General features: G+C 62.6%; 17 protein-coding genes and 1 pseudogene. 4 read left to right on the top strand and 14 right to left on the bottom strand.

Annotated features, from left to right (window positions below):
- Window positions 1-277 (top strand): annotated as a pseudogene (locus ACW8PS_RS02200) (nicotinate phosphoribosyltransferase); the annotation flags it as partial.
- 10 nt (window positions 278-287) lie between these two features.
- Here the strand turns inward: ACW8PS_RS02200 and ACW8PS_RS02195 are convergent.
- From ACW8PS_RS02195 to dapA, 11 genes are all read right to left on the bottom strand, one after another.
- On the bottom strand, window positions 288-770 hold the full coding sequence (locus ACW8PS_RS02195; protein WP_491525621.1) for a hypothetical protein: 483 nt from the start codon (window positions 768-770) through the stop codon (window positions 288-290).
- Between the two features lie 53 nt (window positions 771-823).
- Window positions 824-2161 (bottom strand): DNA methyltransferase, encoded by a 1338-nt coding sequence (locus tag ACW8PS_RS02190; RefSeq protein ID WP_491525620.1) that lies wholly within the window; start codon window positions 2159-2161, stop codon window positions 824-826.
- Between the two features lie 192 nt (window positions 2162-2353).
- Window positions 2354-2641, bottom strand: coding sequence for a type II toxin-antitoxin system RelE/ParE family toxin (locus ACW8PS_RS02185; protein ID WP_491525619.1), 288 nt, complete (start codon window positions 2639-2641; stop codon window positions 2354-2356).
- Window positions 2638-2895 (bottom strand): type II toxin-antitoxin system ParD family antitoxin, encoded by a 258-nt coding sequence (locus ACW8PS_RS02180; protein ID WP_491525618.1) that lies wholly within the window; start codon window positions 2893-2895, stop codon window positions 2638-2640. The genes ACW8PS_RS02185 and ACW8PS_RS02180 overlap by 4 nt, the downstream gene beginning before the upstream one ends.
- 86 nt (window positions 2896-2981) lie before the next feature.
- Window positions 2982-3401 carry an alternative ribosome rescue aminoacyl-tRNA hydrolase ArfB gene (arfB, locus tag ACW8PS_RS02175; RefSeq protein WP_491525617.1) on the bottom strand — a complete coding sequence of 140 codons (420 nt, stop codon included), beginning with the start codon at window positions 3399-3401 and terminating at the stop codon, window positions 2982-2984.
- A gap of 438 nt (window positions 3402-3839) precedes the next feature.
- On the bottom strand, window positions 3840-4463 hold the full coding sequence (locus ACW8PS_RS02170; RefSeq protein ID WP_491525616.1) for a queuosine precursor transporter: 624 nt from the start codon (window positions 4461-4463) through the stop codon (window positions 3840-3842).
- Window positions 4464-4625: 162 nt separating this feature from the next.
- Window positions 4626-5810, bottom strand: a complete 1185-nt coding sequence (locus ACW8PS_RS02165; protein WP_491525615.1) for an amino acid aminotransferase — start codon at window positions 5808-5810, stop codon at window positions 4626-4628.
- A 13-nt stretch (window positions 5811-5823) separates the two neighbouring features.
- Entirely contained in the window at window positions 5824-6384 is a 561-nt protein-coding gene (locus ACW8PS_RS02160; protein WP_491525614.1) for a GNAT family N-acetyltransferase, read from the bottom strand.
- A complete protein-coding gene (gene sseA / locus ACW8PS_RS02155) occupies window positions 6381-7232 on the bottom strand; it encodes a 3-mercaptopyruvate sulfurtransferase (protein WP_491525613.1) in 852 nt (283 codons plus the stop codon). Before sseA ends, ACW8PS_RS02160 begins: the two co-directional genes overlap by 4 nt.
- A gap of 87 nt (window positions 7233-7319) precedes the next feature.
- Window positions 7320-7796: an SsrA-binding protein SmpB gene (smpB, locus tag ACW8PS_RS02150; protein ID WP_491525623.1), complete on the bottom strand. Its 477-nt coding sequence runs from the start codon at window positions 7794-7796 to the stop codon at window positions 7320-7322.
- A gap of 192 nt (window positions 7797-7988) precedes the next feature.
- Window positions 7989-8861 (bottom strand): 4-hydroxy-tetrahydrodipicolinate synthase, encoded by an 873-nt coding sequence (gene dapA / locus ACW8PS_RS02145; RefSeq protein ID WP_491525612.1) that lies wholly within the window; start codon window positions 8859-8861, stop codon window positions 7989-7991.
- A 143-nt stretch (window positions 8862-9004) separates the two neighbouring features.
- Between dapA and ACW8PS_RS02140 the strand changes: the two genes are divergently transcribed.
- The gene (locus ACW8PS_RS02140) at window positions 9005-10942 is read left to right on the top strand and encodes a lytic transglycosylase domain-containing protein (protein ID WP_491525611.1); all 1938 of its coding nucleotides are present in this window, start codon (window positions 9005-9007) and stop codon (window positions 10940-10942) included.
- Here the strand turns inward: ACW8PS_RS02140 and ACW8PS_RS02135 are convergent.
- Both ACW8PS_RS02135 and mnmC2 read right to left on the bottom strand, forming a co-directional pair.
- Entirely contained in the window at window positions 10917-11795 is an 879-nt protein-coding gene (locus ACW8PS_RS02135) for a DMT family transporter (protein WP_491525610.1), read from the bottom strand. The genes ACW8PS_RS02140 and ACW8PS_RS02135 overlap by 26 nt on opposite strands.
- A complete protein-coding gene (gene mnmC2, locus ACW8PS_RS02130) occupies window positions 11785-12468 on the bottom strand; it encodes a tRNA (5-methylaminomethyl-2-thiouridine)(34)-methyltransferase MnmC2 (RefSeq protein ID WP_491525609.1) in 684 nt (227 codons plus the stop codon). Before mnmC2 ends, ACW8PS_RS02135 begins: the two co-directional genes overlap by 11 nt.
- A gap of 10 nt (window positions 12469-12478) precedes the next feature.
- Between mnmC2 and ACW8PS_RS02125 the strand changes: the two genes are divergently transcribed.
- Window positions 12479-13555 (top strand): NAD(P)/FAD-dependent oxidoreductase, encoded by a 1077-nt coding sequence (locus ACW8PS_RS02125; protein ID WP_491525608.1) that lies wholly within the window; start codon window positions 12479-12481, stop codon window positions 13553-13555.
- On the opposite strand, the gene ACW8PS_RS02120 is transcribed toward ACW8PS_RS02125, so the two are convergent.
- The gene (locus ACW8PS_RS02120) at window positions 13552-14097 is read right to left on the bottom strand and encodes an NADPH-dependent FMN reductase (protein ID WP_491525607.1); all 546 of its coding nucleotides are present in this window, start codon (window positions 14095-14097) and stop codon (window positions 13552-13554) included. The genes ACW8PS_RS02125 and ACW8PS_RS02120 overlap by 4 nt on opposite strands.
- A gap of 325 nt (window positions 14098-14422) precedes the next feature.
- Between ACW8PS_RS02120 and leuC the strand changes: the two genes are divergently transcribed.
- Window positions 14423-15826 (top strand): 3-isopropylmalate dehydratase large subunit, encoded by a 1404-nt coding sequence (leuC, locus tag ACW8PS_RS02115; protein WP_491525606.1) that lies wholly within the window; start codon window positions 14423-14425, stop codon window positions 15824-15826.
- The last annotated feature ends 273 nt before the right edge of the window (window positions 15827-16099 follow it).

Below are 16099 nucleotides of genomic sequence, written 5' to 3'. Positions count from 1 at the left end.
CGTGGAAACCATCGCCACCCTGCACGCCCAATTCGCGGGCCGGGTGAAGGTCTCGTTCGGCTGGGGCACGCTGCTGACCAACGATTTCCGAGGCCTCGTCCCCAACGACGCCCTCGCCCCGTTCTCATTAGTGTGTAAAGCCGTGGCGGCAAACGGACGACCAACGGTAAAACTGTCCGACAATCCCGAAAAGGCGATGGGACCAGCGGACGAGATCGCCCGCTACAAGCGGGTGTTCGGGGTCGGGGAACAGGAGAGGCTGGAGGTTGTGGTTTGAGGGCTGTCACTTAGTCGTGAATGTCATTTGCCAGACTTCGAAGGAACTTTTTGCGCGTTACCTTTGCGTTACTTCCAAGCAAACCACTACTGTGCCAACGAAGCACGTTTTCTACTGGAACGACAAATATATCGACAACTGGGAACCCGGTGATATCCGAGAGAATGAAACCCTTGATTCCAGAGAGTTTTTCTTGAAAACCCTCCTCGTTGAACGCGCGGCCAGATCCGACTTGGTTACTCGGATTAAAATACACGCCTCCGCGTGTGATTGAACGAACTTCCCACATTCCACCATCGGGGTCGAGCAAGTCATATCCTGCGCCCTCAGAAGGTGCCAGTTCCCAACCATCATTTTCCCATTTGAGTCGCCTTTCAATTATAAAGGAAACACGCCTTCCGTCAGTCAAATATTCCCGAATGTCATCTTTTGTGACTTTGAAGGCTCGGGCGAGTTCATCCTCATCCCACATCATCTGGAATCGTTTCTGCACGAACAAACTCCTTGGTTTACACACCAAAGTCTTGTGTGGCTTGAGCCAATTCGTCAATGCCTCCGGAGAAGAACTATCCGGTTGGTATTCGTGCCTTTCGAACCGTTTGTAACTCCCCAGCAGTTTGCGGTCTTCGTAAATTGTTGATCATTGATCATGACCCCAAGGCGGTCGAAAGGTAAGCTCTCAGCGGCTTTCCACACAAACTGTTCCAGCAGAATCTTTCCGTTTCGGACCTCACCCACTTCAAACGCAACGTAGCCACCTGGCTTCAGGATACGGGCTTGCTCGGCAAGGGCACGGTGAACCATAGAGGTCCAAGCGTCCTCTGTACGATGCATGTCGATGGCGACTGTCTCCGGGTCGATACCTGCAAACCAGCAGCGCAACCAGTTGTCGGAAGCATACTGCACAATATCAAGGAATGGCGGCGAAGTGACGGTCAGATCGACGGAGGCATCAGCGATGCCCGGAACGTCCCACGCATAACCGGTATGCAGGCTCGATTGTACCTGGCTTGGCGCACAGCCGCTCTTGAGCAGGGTTTTCGATTTCTTGAGGATAACGGCAACAACGTCGCGTTCGGGCGGAGATACCCCCGATTTCTCATTGATCTTGAGTTGTGCCTTTATAGAAACCGCTTGGTTTGGCGGCATCGAGCGGCCTGAGAAGAACCCTGGAGAATGGCCAGAAAGCCGATTGATTGCCACCATCCGGATCCAGTCCGCCACAGGATCGACATTGGCGACACCGAGGGGTGCATTTTCTGCAAGCCAAAGGCGCAGTGCTTCCAGTTTCTCAAGCGTTTTAGGGTGATAGAATGCCAGCAGGTCTTCGCGCTTGATCTCACCTTTGGACCAATCAACAGTGCCAAACGCCTCCGCGACCTGTTGCAAAGTGATCGGGCGAAGGCGCGGCCGTGTGAGCAGAATGGATAACGGGCTTATGTCGTTTCCGTAGGCTTGTCGACCCATCAGTGCGGCCTGCACGGGCGTCGTTCCTCGTCCCATGAAAGGATCAAAAACCACATCTCCGGGTTTGGTCAGACGTGTGATGAAGAATTCCGGTAGCTGCGCTTTGAAACACGCTCGATAGGAAATCTCGTGGATTGTATGTGAACGGCGCTGGCCAGACGTCCAAAATTCGTTGATGAAATACGGAACACTCTCATGCTCTTCTTGCATTGTGCGCCGCCCAAACTCATCGAAATTGGCAATCCCTTCGACGATGTCGTCGGCAGCATCTTGCGAACTTCGCTGGTCAAAGAGGGATAGCTGGTTCATAGCTTCTCCAATTATTCTCTGCCACCTTAGCGCATCGACAGAGGAAGTACAGCAGGAATCACCAAAAATACGTTGACCAAATGGAGAAATATCCTCACTCAAACTCAACCCCGCCGCGCCCCTTCTTCACCGCCCCCCGCACCTTCTGCGCCTTCAGCCGCCGCTCCACCGACCTCCTTGTCGGGCGCGTCGGGCACCGCCGTTTCGCCACCAATGTCGCCGCCAGATTGTTATCTCTTCGACATTCCGTAGGGCGAATTTCACCCCGCCATCACCGGCAAAGGCGGGATAAATCCCGCCCTACACCCGCCCCACATCCATCCGCTGATGCAACACCCGCAGCACCGTCACGCGCGCCTCGTCCTCCCGAAAGAACACCACATGGCTCTCCGCCACGGCGCGGCACAGGCCGGGTTTCACGTCATCGGCCATTTGTGATGCGGTGCGCCCGGTCAGTAACCCATTGATCCGGGCATGTATCAGGTCAAGATACGCATCCGCCCGGTCCAATCCCCATATGTCGGACGTGTAGTCATGGATGCCGATCAGGTCGGCATCCGCTTCCGGCGCGATCACCAGATCCTTCACAGCGCGTGCCGCTTTCGGTATTCCGCATGCCGCGCAGCCTTCCATTTATCGTAATCCCATGGCTTGGCCGGTCCACTCGCCTCACCCTTCTCGATCTCTGCCCGCAAGCGCGTAAGCTTCGCCTCCTCCTCCTCAAGCAGCCGCAACCCCGCCCGGATCACGTCACTGGCCGAGCCATAACGGCCTTCAGAAACTTTCTCGTCGATGAACCCGGCGAAATGGTCGCCAAGCGAAACCGATGTGTTGCGCGCCATGTCAAATCTCCGATACCGGCCTGTACCAATATTTGGTAATCTCACGCGCCATGTCAACCGTTGGGCGGGGTTCACCCCGCCATCCCTCACTCCAACTCAACCCCGCCGCGCCCCTTCTTCACTACCCCCCGCACCTTCTTCGCCTTCAGCCGCCGCTCCACCGACCCCCTTGTCGGGCGCGTCGGTCGCCGCCGTTTCGCCACCAATGTCGCCGCCAGCACCAGCTCCGCCAACCGCTGCCGCGCGATTTCGCGGTTTCTGGCCTGCGAACGGGTTTCCTGCACGAAAATCACCACCGCGCCGTCCCGCGTCCAGCGTTGCCCGGCCAGCCGCCGCAGCCGTCGCTTCACCGCATCGCTCAAATGCGGCGAGCGCTCCGCCTCGAACCGCAGCTCCACCGCCGTCGAGACCTTGTTGACATTCTGCCCGCCCGGCCCGGACGCGCGCACCAAGCCCTCGGTCCGCTCCCACTCGGCGCTCTCGATCTGGTCGTTGATCCGCAGCATGTCCGCCCCCCCGGCATGCCCTGGATATGCATGCATTGTGGCACCTGATATCAGCCACCCTCTTGCGCGGCCACATCGCGCGCCATGGCCAGCGATCCGCCTCGCCGCCATCCCGGTCATGCCGCGCAGCCTGTCATCGCCGGCACCATAGGCAAGGCCAGGCTCCGGAACCAGGTCGGGGCATGGGTGCCGCGTTGATTTCTCAACGAAAAGGGCCGCCACATCGGGCGACCCTTCACGAGAATTTAAGGAGGCGGGGTCGGGTTGGATCGAAGTCCCGCCCGGGGCGCGGTTTTCACCGCTAGGATTGCCTAAAGGCGATCTCCCCAGACTGTCCCGACGCCATTCTCCAATACCTCTCTTGACACTGGATCACCTCCTTCCATTTCGTTGCTGTTAGAGGCAGGTTGCCATAGATTTTGTGTTTGTCAAAACATTTTATGCAATTTGTGCCGTCAGGCGCGCCGTGATCATGCGGAACGGCACCAGGGCCAGCAGTGCCAGGCTCAGCTTGACCAGCCAATCCGCCAGCGCCAATGACACCCATAACGGCACCGCCGCGCCCAGACCCAACAGCGGCAGGATCTCACCCGCCCAGGCCACGTCATTGCCCGGTTCAAGAAATGTCAGGCTGGCCGAAAAGGCGATGCTGAAGAAGATCACCGTATCAACCGAGGATCCCACCAATGTCGATGCCAGCGGTGCCCGCCACCAGGCCCCGGCGCGCAGCCGGTCAAAGATGGCCACATCCAGCAATTGCGCGGTCAGAAAGGCCAGGCCCGATCCGATGGCAATGCGGAGCGTCACCAGCGGGCCGAACTCGCCGATGATCTGGGTGCCGATCAGCGAAGATATCACGCCGATGCCAAAACCCACGATCACCACCCGCCGCGCGGCGGCGGTGCCATAGACGCGGTTCATGATGTCGGTGACCAGAAAGGCCACCGGATAGGTAAACGCGCCCCAGGTCAGCCATTGGCCGAACAGGAACTGAACAAGGATATTGGAGGCGACAACAACGGTCGCCATGGCAAGGATGCCGGGCAGGTAAGTGCGGGTCATGTTTCTGGTCCGTTTTGACAAGGTAGCGGAGACTTGGCCCGGCGCGAGAGGCCAGGAACCCGCGCGCTCTACCCAGTGCTGCCCCGATTGGCAAGCGCGCCGAAGAATTTTCCTGAAAATTCTTCCGGTCCGAAAAATCTTGAAGAAAGATTTTTCCGGCCCTCAGCGCATCACTTCAGCCACCGCATTTGCCACCACCGGGATGCTCTCGGGCGTCAGGCCGGCCAGGTTGATCCGGCTGTCACCGATCAGATAGATGCCAAATTCGTCGCGCAGCCGGTCGACCTGATCGGGCGTCGCCCCCAACAGCGAGAACATGCCCTGATGCGATGCGACAAACCCGAACCGGTCCGACCCCGTGACCCGTTGCAGCTCTGCCGCAAACGCGGCCCGGTTGGCCTGAATGGCCTCGCGCATGCCGCGCAATTCGCTCCGCCACATATCGGTCAGCCCGGCATCGCCCAGAATGGTCTGCACCGCACGCGCGCCGTGATCGGGCGGAAAGGTGAAATTCTGCCGGTTCAGCCAGGCCAGATGCTTGCCCGCCGCATCGGCCGCGCCGGCATCCGCAGTGACCGCCATCGCAATACCCACACGGTCCCGGTAAAGCCCGAAATTCTTGGAGCACGACGCCGCCAGCAGCATTTCCGGCACCATCCCTGCCAGCATCCTTGTGCCCGCCGCGTCCTCCTCCAGCCCCTGACCAAAGCCTTGATAGGCCATGTCCACGAACGGGATCGCGCCGGTATACTGACAGATCTTGCCGACCGCGCGCCAGTCATCGGTCTCCAGATCAACGCCGGTGGGGTTGTGGCAGCAGCCATGCAGCAAGATCACATCGCCCGCTTTCGCCCCCGCCAGATCGGCCATCATGCCGTCCCGGTCAAGCCCGCCCGTGGCCGCATCGAAATACCGGTATTCGCGCAGGTTCAGGCCCAGATACGCGGCCATCGCCGTGTGATTGGCCCAGGTCGGTGCCGAAACCCAAATCGTGACCTCAGGCGTCAGCAGTTTGATCATCTCCAGCAGCTGACGCACCGCACCGGTGCCGCCGGGGGTTGCGACCGCCCCGATCCGCTCAGCCGACACGCCATCGCCCAGAATCAAGCCGCGCATCGCCGCCAGAAAGCCCGGATCACCGGCCGGCGAGATATAGCTCTTGGTGTCCTGTTCGCGCCAGATCCGTTCCTCGGCCGCCTTTACCGCCGCCATTACCGGCGTGCGGCCATCGCGCGTCTTGTAAACGCCAACGCCCAGATCCACCTTGTCGGTCCGCGGATCGTTGCGGAACATGGCGATCAGACGGATGATCTGGTCGGCTTCGGGCGGGGTCAGGGTCTCGAACATCGGGCGTGGCTCCTCAGGCGGGAAAACGGGACGGGTCGCGGTCACGGGTCAGAATTCGGCTATGATCTTCGCGGCGGACCGTCCGGAACCCGGCCTGTTTGTAGACCTGCAAGGCGCGCGGATGGTCCAGGCTGCAGGTGTTCAGCGTCATCCGGGTCACACCGGCGCGCGCCCAGCCAGCCGCGATTGCCGCTGCCAGCAATTTCGCACCGATGCCGGTTCCGACCGCCTGCGGCACCAGCCCGAAATAGGCCAGATCGCAGATGCCGGGCTGGCGCCAGTCCAGCAGGAAAAACCCCTGTGGCCAGCCATCGCGGCTGGCGGTGGTCATTTCCATATCAGGATGGCCAAGCTCGGCGCGCAAAATCTCCGGGTCCTCGTCGAACTTGTCGACCCATTCATAGTCGCGCCCAACAGCCCCATAAAGCGCCAGGAAAAACCACGCTGGCGGGTTTTTCGCCACCTCCAGCCGGACATCCTCGGGCATGTCGGGGGGGGCGGCGGCAGGCGGCGCATCCATCGCCAGAAAGGTAACCGTATAGGGCAGCTTCGTGCCCGCCGGAATGACGCTCATCCGGTTTCGACCCTCAGTTGTTCAAACTGGCCCCATTCGGACCACGACCCATCATAAAGCGCCACATCGCGGTGGCCCAGCATCTCAAGCCCCAGCGACAGGATCGCCGCCGTCACCCCGGAGCCGCAGGTGGTAATGATGCGCTTTTTCAGATCGACGCCGGCATCGGTAAAGGCCGCCCGCAGCGCATCGCCGCGCTTCATGGTGCCATCGGCGTTCAGCAGTTCGGCGTAATGCACATTGAACGAGCCCGGAATATGGCCCGCGCGCAGCCCGGCGCGCGGCTCCGGCGCATCGCCGCGAAACCGGTCCGCCCCGCGCGCATCGACAATCTGCCAATCGCCCAGCTTGGCGGCGGCGGCCACCTGCGTCACATCCTTGACCAGATGCGCCTGACGTTGCGCGGTCATGTGCCGGTCGCGCAGGATGGGGGGCATATCCTCCACCTCGCGGCCCTCGGCGCGCCATTTTGGATATCCGCCATCCAGCACCGCGATATCGGTCTTGCCCATCAGCCGGAACAGCCACCAGACCCGCGCGGCGGAAAACAGCCCCATGCCGTCATAGACCACAACCTGATGCCCGTCACCGACGCCCATCGCCCGCAGCCGCGACATGAATTTCTCGGTCGGCGGGGCCATATGCGGCAGCGCGCTGGCACTGTCCGAAACATCTTCAATATCGAAAAACCGCGCACCGGGGATGTGGCCCGCATCATATTCGGCGCGGGCGTCGCGGCCCATATCGGGCAGATACCAGGACGCATCCAGCACCCGCAGATCGGGGTCTTTCAGGTGATCGGCCAGCCACTGCGTGGAGACGAGGGTTTTCGGATCATCGGCGGGCATCGGCGGCCTCCCTCAATTGCTGCTTTTCATCGCGCATAGCCCTACGGCATATGGCTTGGGGCTGGCAAGGGGGCGGAAGAATCGCGCCTAACCCCGGTCGCGCATCAGCCGTGATTTCTGGCGTTGCCAGTCCCGCTTGGCCTCATCGGCGCGCTTGTCGTGGTTCTTCTTGCCCTTGGCGATGCCGATCTTGAGCTTCACAAAGCCCTTGTGGTTGAAATACATCACCAAAGGCACCAGCGTCATGCCCTGGCGCTGGGTCGCGTTCCACAGCTTTGAAAGCTGTTTCTTGCTGACCAGCAGCTTGCGGCGGCGCCGTTCCTCATGGCCCCAGGTCCTGGCCTGCGCATAGGGGGCGACATAGGAGTTTACCAGCCACAGCTCCCCCTCCTCGACCGCGGCATAGCTTTCGGCGATATTGGCACCGCCCTGACGCAGCGATTTGACCTCGGAGCCTTCCAGAATGATGCCGCATTCAAGATCATCCTCGATGGCATAATCATAGCGCGCGCGCCGGTTCTCGGCGATCACCTTGTAATTGGGGTCTGAGGGTTTCTTGGCCATGGCCTGCCCCATGTAATGGGCAGGCCATGCACTGTCCAGTTGCGCCATCCGGTCCGGGCGGAATTCATCCCGCCGCCGCGGGATCGTGACAGGGATTTCGGCGGTCGGCAGGCCGGGCTTTGCCCCGAAAAATGACACTTGCGTCATTTGTAAGTGACACTTGTGTCATTTATGCCGTTGCATGAGGCCCGATCAGTGGATCAGGCTGGCATGGCGCAGCGCTGCCTGAATGGCGCGTTTGGTGGCCTCCTCGACCGGCAAAAGCGGCAGGCGCACCTCTTCTGCGCACAGCCCCAGCATCGCCATCGCGGCCTTGGCACCGGCCACGCCCGGCTCCAGGAAAATGGCCTCATGCAGCGGCATCAGCCTGTCCTGATACTCCAGCGCCTTGGCCCAATCACCCGCCGCCATCGCCGCCTGAAATTCAGCGCAGAGGCGCGGCGCGACATTGGCGGAAACGCTGATGCAGCCGACCCCGCCATGCGCATTGAAGCCAAGCGCAGAGGCATCCTCGGCCGAAAGCTGGATGAAATCCGGCCCGCAGGTCTGGCGCTGCTTGCTGACCCGCGCCATATCGGCGGTGGCGTCCTTGACCCCGACGATAAAGGGCAGTTTCGCCAGTTCGCCCATGGTTTCGGCGCTCATGTCGATGACCGAACGCGGCGGGATATTATAGATATAGATCGGCAACCCGATGGCGTTCAGCGCGGTGTAATGCGCAATCAGCCCGCGCTGTGTCGGCTTGTTGTAATAGGGTGTGACGACAAGCGCCGCATCGGCCCCCACATCCTTGGCGTGCTGCACGAAACGGATGGCCTCGGCGGTGTTGTTGGACCCGGCCCCGGCCATCACCGGCACCCGCCCGGCGGCAGCTTTCACCACGGCCTCGATCACCTGTTCATGTTCCGCATGCGTCAATGTCGGGCTTTCGCCGGTGGTGCCGACCGGAACCAACCCGTTCGAACCTTCGGCAATATGCCAATCGACCAGTTTCTTGAGCGTGTCAAAATCCACTGCGCCGTCTTTGAACGGCGTGACCAATGCGGGCATCGAGCCTTTGAACATAACACGCTTCCTTTTCTCAGGGTTAAGCCGGGATCGGCGGGTTTCGGCGGATTTCGGTCCGTTGCGCTGCTCTTGCCAAACTCGTGTGTTGCAAGCAAGGGCATAGGCACTATCCTTATGCAGTAATTGCAAGGTGGACACGGATGAAGCCCTTTCTTTTCGGCCTGTTACTGGGCCTGATGCCAATGGCCGCAGCGGCCACGCCCGAAGCGCTTTCCGAGGCGATTGCGGCATTGGGCGCGCGCGACTATGAAACCGCCGCCGCCGCGCAGGCCCGGATCACCGATACCGCCGCCGCCGATGTCGTGACCTGGCTGCGGCTGCGCCAGGGCCAGGGCGAGATGTCCGAATACCTCGAGTTCATCGCCGATCACAGCGATTGGCCGGGCATGATCCTGCTGCGGCGCGAGGGCGAGCAGTCGATCCCAGAAACCGCCGCGCCGGAACGGGTGCTGGCCTATTTCAACGGCGCGCGGCCGCGCACCGGGGCCGGATCGCTGCGCCTTGCCGCGGCCCTGTGGGAAACCGATCAACGCGACGCCGCCATGGCTGAGGCCCGCCGGGCCTGGACCACGATGTCACTATCCGAGGAAGACCAGGACCAGTTCATGATCGACTGGCCCCGCACCCTGCGCAGCGAACATGAGGCGCGGCTGGATTTTCTGTTATGGGAAAACCGGGCCACCCAGGCCCGGGCCATGTATCCGCTGGTCGATGATGGCTGGGAACGTCTGGCCGAGGCGCGGCTGGCGCTGCGGGCGCGTCGCGATGGCGTCAATGCGCTGATCTCGGCGGTGCCCGCCAATTTGCGCTCTGACCCCGGCCTGAATTTCGAGCGTTTCATCTGGCGTATGCGCGAGGGGCTGGAAGAGTCCGCGCGCGAGCTGATCGAAGCCTCATCCGAGAGCGCCGCGACCCTTGGCCGGCCTCTGGAATGGGCCAACCGGCGGCGTCAACTGGCGCGGTCGCTGATGCGCGCGGGCGATTTGCCGGCCGCCTACCGGGTGGCGGCAAACCACCAGATCGAGGCCGCGGATAACGCCTCGAGCTATTCCGACCTGGAATGGATCGCGGGCTATACCGCGTTTCGGATGGGCCGCTATGACACCGCGCTGCATCATTTCAACGATTTCCGGGCCGCGGTCTATTCGCCCATTTCCATGGGCCGCGCCGGATATTGGATTGGCCGCACGCAAGAGGAATTGGGCAATCCACAAGCCGCCGCCGAGGCCTATGCCCAGGGGGCTGAGTATCAGAGCAGTTTCTACGGCCAGCTTGCCGCTGAACGCGCCGGATTGCCGACCGATCCGGATTTTACCGGGCAGGAAGATTTCGGGCGCTGGCAGGATGCGGGTTTTGTCGGCGATGATATATTCCGCGCCGGGTTGCGTCTCTTTGAGGCTGACCAGATCGACCTTGCGGAACGGTTCTGGACCCATCTTTCCGACAGCCTGTCGCGGCAGGATGCGGGGCGTCTGGCCGCACTGGCGCTTGACCTTGGCAGCCCGCGTATCGCGCTGAAAATCGCCAAACGCGCGGCGCAGGCCGGGCATGAGATCATGCGCGCCTATTACCCGATCTACCCCGATCTGGTGGCCGCCGATCTGCCCGTTTCCGACCGGCTGGCGCTGTCGATTGCGCGGCGCGAATCCGAGTTCAACCCATCCGTGATCAGCGGTGCCGGGGCAATCGGGCTGATGCAGGTGATGCCGCGCACGGGGCGCGAAACGGCCGGCCGGTTGGGCCTTGCCTTTGACGAAGGCCGGATGCAGAGCGATGCGGGCTATAACGCCACCCTTGGGGCGGCCTATCTGGCCTATCTGATCGAAGAATTTGGCCCCAACCCGGTGCTGATTGCGGTGGCCTATAATGCCGGGCCGTCGCGGGCGCGGCGCTGGTCCGAGGCCAATGGCGACCCGTGGGACGCGGAGGTGGATATCATCGACTGGATCGAGGAGATCCCGTTTCGTGAGACCCGCAATTACGTCATGCGCGTGACCGAGGCGATGCGGATCTATCAGGCCCATCTGACCGGCGAATTGCCGCGCCAGAGCCTCAGCCAGTTGCTGCGCCAGCGTTAGCGCGCTCGCGCCAGAAGGTGAACAGCCCCGCAGCCACGATGATCGCAGCCCCGATCAGGACCGGTGTTTCGATCACCTCGCCAAAGAGGCTGACCGCCAGGATCGAGACAAAGATCAGTTGAAAATAGGCAAAGGGCTGCACGGCGCCGGCCTCGGCCACCTCATAGGTGCGGATCAGCAGGTAATGGCCAAGCGCGCCGGTGACGCAAAGCAATGCCATCCAGCCCCAATCGGGCGCGGTCATCGGCTCCCAGAACCAAATGCCAATGGCAGTGGCGGCAATCGCGCCGATAGTGCCGGTCCAGAAAAAACTGGTCATCGCGCTGTCCTTGCGGGCGGCATAGCGCGTCAGCAGCCCGTAAAGCGCGAACATGATGGCGGCCAGCAGCGGAATAAGGGCGGCGGGGGAAAAGACACCGATGCCGGGGCGCAGGATGATCACGATACCGATCAGGCCCACCGCGATCGCCAGCCAGCGCCGCCAGCCCACCCGTTCGCCCAGAACCGGGCCCGACAGGGCCGCGATGATCAACGGGAAACTGGCGAACACGGCATGGGTTTCGACCAGGCCCAGAAGGACATAGGCCACCACCGAGACCATGATCTCCAGCACCAGCAGAACCGCGCGAAACGATTGCAGGGCCCATTGGCGGCTGGCCATGGCGTGCCGCAGCCCGCCCGGCCTGCGCGCCAGCAGGGCAATCACGAAAGCGGCGAAGAACCAGTAGCGGATCATCACCACCATGAAGACGTTGTATTCCGCCGCCAGATAGCGCGAGATCACATCCTGCGAGGCAAAGACCGCTGTGGTCGCGATCATCAGGATGATGCCCAAACTGGTGTTATTGCCCATCGCGCAATCTGCCCACACTCATATGTCTCTTGCGGCCATAACCCGGCAACCGGGTCACGTCGAACCCGGCCGCATTCAGCGCGCGTCGCACATGGCCCGCAGCGGTATAGGTGGCAAAGGTGCCACCGGGGCAGGTGTGGCCCCCGACCGCCGCCATCAGATCGGGCTGCCACAATTCGGGGTTCCTGGCGGGCGAAAAGCCATCCAGAAACCAGGCATCGGCCTTGTCAGACCAGGCCGGCAGGGTTTGCCTTGCATCGCCAATGACAAGGCGCAGTTCAAGATCCGGGCGGATCAGGGGCTTGCCGGGATCGGCGAGGGCAGCGGCGATATCATCGGCATGGGGCGCGGTCTCGGGGAAAGCCGACAGCGCCCGGGTGGCATCCTCCGGCGGCATCGGGAAGGCTTCGAAACTGGTGAAGCGCAGCGGCCCCGCAATGCCAGTGGCGCGCCACGCGGACCAGGCCGCGATCAGGTTCAACCCGGTGCCGAAGCCCAGTTCGGCGATATGAAAACCGGGGGCAAAGCGCGCGGGCAGGCCATTGCCGGCCAGAAACACATGACCCGTCTCGGCCAGCCCGTTTTCCAGCGAATAATAGGGATCGTCAAAGCGTTCCGAGACCGGCACGCCGCCACCCCGCCACAGCACCCGGTCTGTCTGGTCGCGCTTCATCCTGTGCCCTATGAAGGGTTTCGATATCTGGGGCAAGTGGGGCAATATGGTGGATGTCACGATCAGGGGGGCGGGGATCTTTGGCCTGTCAGTGGCCTGGGCCTGCGTATCGCGCGGCGCGCGCGTGCGGGTGATCGACCCGGGCGGCGTTGCTTCGGGGGCTTCGGGCGGGTTGATGGGTGCGCTGGCCCCGCATGTGCCGGAACGCTGGAACGACAAGAAAGCGCTGCAATTTGAGAGTTTGCAGCGGGCCGAAAGCCTCTGGGCCGAAGTGGCCGAGGCAAGCGGGCAAGACCCCGGATATGCCCGCACCGGCCGCATTCAGCCGGTCGGCGCGCTGGATCTCGCCGCTGAACGCGCCGGCAACGCGCAAGACCTGTGGCAGGGGCGCTATGTCTGGCGCGTCGCCCCGGTGGCCGAGTTCGCCCCTTTCGCGCCGCTGACCGCCTCGGGGCTGGTGATCCACGATACGCTGACGGCGCGGGTGCATCCGCGCAAGGCCACCCGTGCGCTGGCCGCCGCCTTGCAGGCAAAGGGCGTTGAGATCCTGCCCGACGGGGCCGAACGGGGGGCGGTGATCCATGCCACCGGCCATGCCGGGCTGGCGACGCTTTCGCGCGATCTGGGTGCCGCGGTTGGCGCGCCGATCAAGGGCCAGGCGGCGCTGCTGGATTATGATGCAAGCGACCTGCCGCAGATATTTGTCGATGGGCTGCATGTCGTGCCGCATGGCGATGGCACCACCGCGATCGGATCGACCACTGAGCGCGAATTCGAGGACCCGGCCCGCTGTGATGGCGCTCTGGACGATATTCTTGGCCGCCTTGTCCGGCTGGTGCCGGTGCTGAAGGATGTCACCGTTCTGGAACGCTGGGCCGGGCTGCGCCCGCGCGCCCGGTCACGGGCCCCGATGCTGGGGGCCTATCCGGGCCGGGCCGGGCATTTCATTGCCAATGGCGGCTTCAAGATCGGCTTTGGCATGGCCCCCGTGGTGGCCGAGATGTTGGCCGATCTGGTGCTGGAGGGGCGCGACACGATCCCCGAAAGCTTTCGCGTGGCGGCGTCCTTGCCGAAATCACGCGGTTAGGGGTGCAACCCGGCTTCGGCGCGCAGCGCGGCCATCAGTTCGGTCAGGGTTGCGAGATAGCGCTCATTGGTCAGCCGCCCGTCGGTATCGAATTGCGCAGCCGCCGAACCGACCAGAACCTCCGGCCCGACCAGCAGCCGGGGCCGAAACGGGTTGAGCGCGAGGCGCATGATCCATTGCGCCCGTTCGCCGCCCGAGCGCCCGGCCGTGGCCGACATCAGCGCCACGGGTTTGTCGCGCCATGGGTTCGCCTTGATGCGGCTGACCCAATCGAGCGCATTCTTCAACACGCCCGAGATGGATTTGTTATATTCCGGGCCAGCGATGATGACCGCATCGGCAGCCGCAATCTGATCGGCCAGGCGAGTGACGGCATCGGGCATTCCCTGGGCCTCGAGATCGCCATCATAAAGCGGCAGGCGCAGATCGGCGCGGGTGAAATGGGCGGGGTCGAACAGACGTGCCGCCTCGGCCATCAGCATGGTGTTGAGCGACGCCGCCCGCAGCGATCCCGATAGTCCCAGGATGTGTCCCGTTGCCATCTGCATTGCTCCTTTTTTTCTGGCATTTCCCTGCGTTCAGATATCCCGAACCGGGGGCGCGTGCATATCCATATCGGCGCACAGGGGCATGTGCGGCAAGCATGGCGTCGCGGCCTTTGGCCCGCCGGCGCATCCTGGTTGCTTGAAGCGGGCGGGGCTTGGGTGTATCTGCCGGGGCGATGAAACGGATTTTCGACATGGATGACCGCACCCGCCTGCCCTGGCGGTTTTTCGGTCAATGCGCGGCGGGGCTGATCGGCGGGCCTTGCGGCCAGCCCCTCAGCCGCAGCAGAATTATCCACCCCCCGAACGAAAGAACGCACCGATGACCGGCAAGACACTCTATGACAAGATCTGGGACGCGCATCTGGCGCATGAGGCCGAGGACGGCACCTGCCTGCTCTATATCGACCGCCATCTGGTGCATGAGGTGACCAGCCCGCAGGCATTCGAGGGGCTGCGCATGACCGGCCGCACCGTGCGCGCACCCGACAAGACCATCGCCGTGCCGGACCATAACGTGCCCACCACGCTGGACCGGGTAAACGGCATCACCAATCCCGAAAGCCGCATTCAGGTCGAGGCGCTGGATAAGAACGCCCGCGATTTCGGCATCCATTATTACCCGGTCTCGGATATACGTCAGGGCATCGTCCATATCGTCGGCCCCGAACAGGGCTGGACCCTGCCGGGCATGACCGTGGTGTGCGGCGACAGCCACACCGCCACGCATGGCGCGTTCGGCGCGCTGGCGCATGGTATCGGCACCTCCGAGGTGGAACATGTGCTGGCCACGCAGACCCTGATCCAGAAGAAATCGAAGAACATGAAAGTGGAGATCACCGGCAAGCTGCGCCCCGGCGTGACCGCCAAGGACATCACCATGTCGGTGATCGGTGAAACCGGCACCGCGGGCGGCACCGGCTATGTGATCGAATATTGCGGCGAAGCCATTCGCGATCTGTCCATGGAAGGCCGCATGACGGTCTGCAACATGGCGATCGAGGGCGGCGCGCGGGCCGGGCTGATTGCGCCCGATCAGACCACCTATGACTATGTTCAGGGTCGCCCGCACGCGCCCAAGGGGGCGCAATGGGAGGCCGCGCTTGCATGGTGGAAAACGCTTTATTCCGACGATGATGCGCAATGGGATCTGACCCTGACCCTGAAGGGCGAGGATATCGCGCCGGTGGTGACCTGGGGCACCTCGCCCGAGGATGTTCTGCCGATCACGGCCAAGGTGCCGGACCCGTCCGATTTCGAGGGCGGCAAGGTCGATGCGGTCAGGCGGTCGCTGGAATATATGGGGCTTGAGCCGGGCACGCCGCTCAATGAGGTTGCCCTCGACACCGTCTTTAGCGGCTCCTGCACCAATGGCCGGATCGTGGATCTGCGCGCCGCCGCCGCCGTGCTGAAGGGCCACAAGATCAAGGACGGGCTGCGCGCCATGGTGGTGCCGGGATCGGGGCTGGTGCGGGCGCAGGCCGAAGAAGAGGGGCTGGCCGACATCTTTATCGAGGCGGGCTTTGAATGGCGTCTGGCGGGCTGTTCCATGTGCCTGGCGATGAACCCCGACCAACTGTCCCCCGGCGAACGCTGCGCGGCCACATCGAACCGCAATTTCGAAGGCCGTCAGGGCCGTGGTGGCCGCACCCATCTGCTGTCGCCCGCGATGGCGGCGGCGGCGGCGATCACCGGGCATCTGACCGATATTCGGGAAATGATGTGACGGCACCCTTTCAGATGGATTGACGCAAAGGGCGTGGGGGCAATCTCCGCGCCCCTTTTTCCTTGGGCCCGATCCGAAACGACCGCTTCTCGATCCGCACCCTGTCTCAGCGAGGCGAGGGAACGCTTCAAGGGCCCGGAAATTTGCAGAAAAAGCACAGGATCAATTGCTTACCCCGGCCATTCTTGCGGATGCGTGAAGAAGGTGCATTTGCGGAACCCGAACTCTTCTGCTAGAACATTCACTCAATAATAACAAATATCCGGCAGGTAA

This window comes from Alterinioella sp. (genome assembly GCF_058343375.1).
The sequence above is the reverse complement of the archived record's forward strand: the minus strand, read 5'-3'. Positions and strand labels throughout refer to the sequence as shown.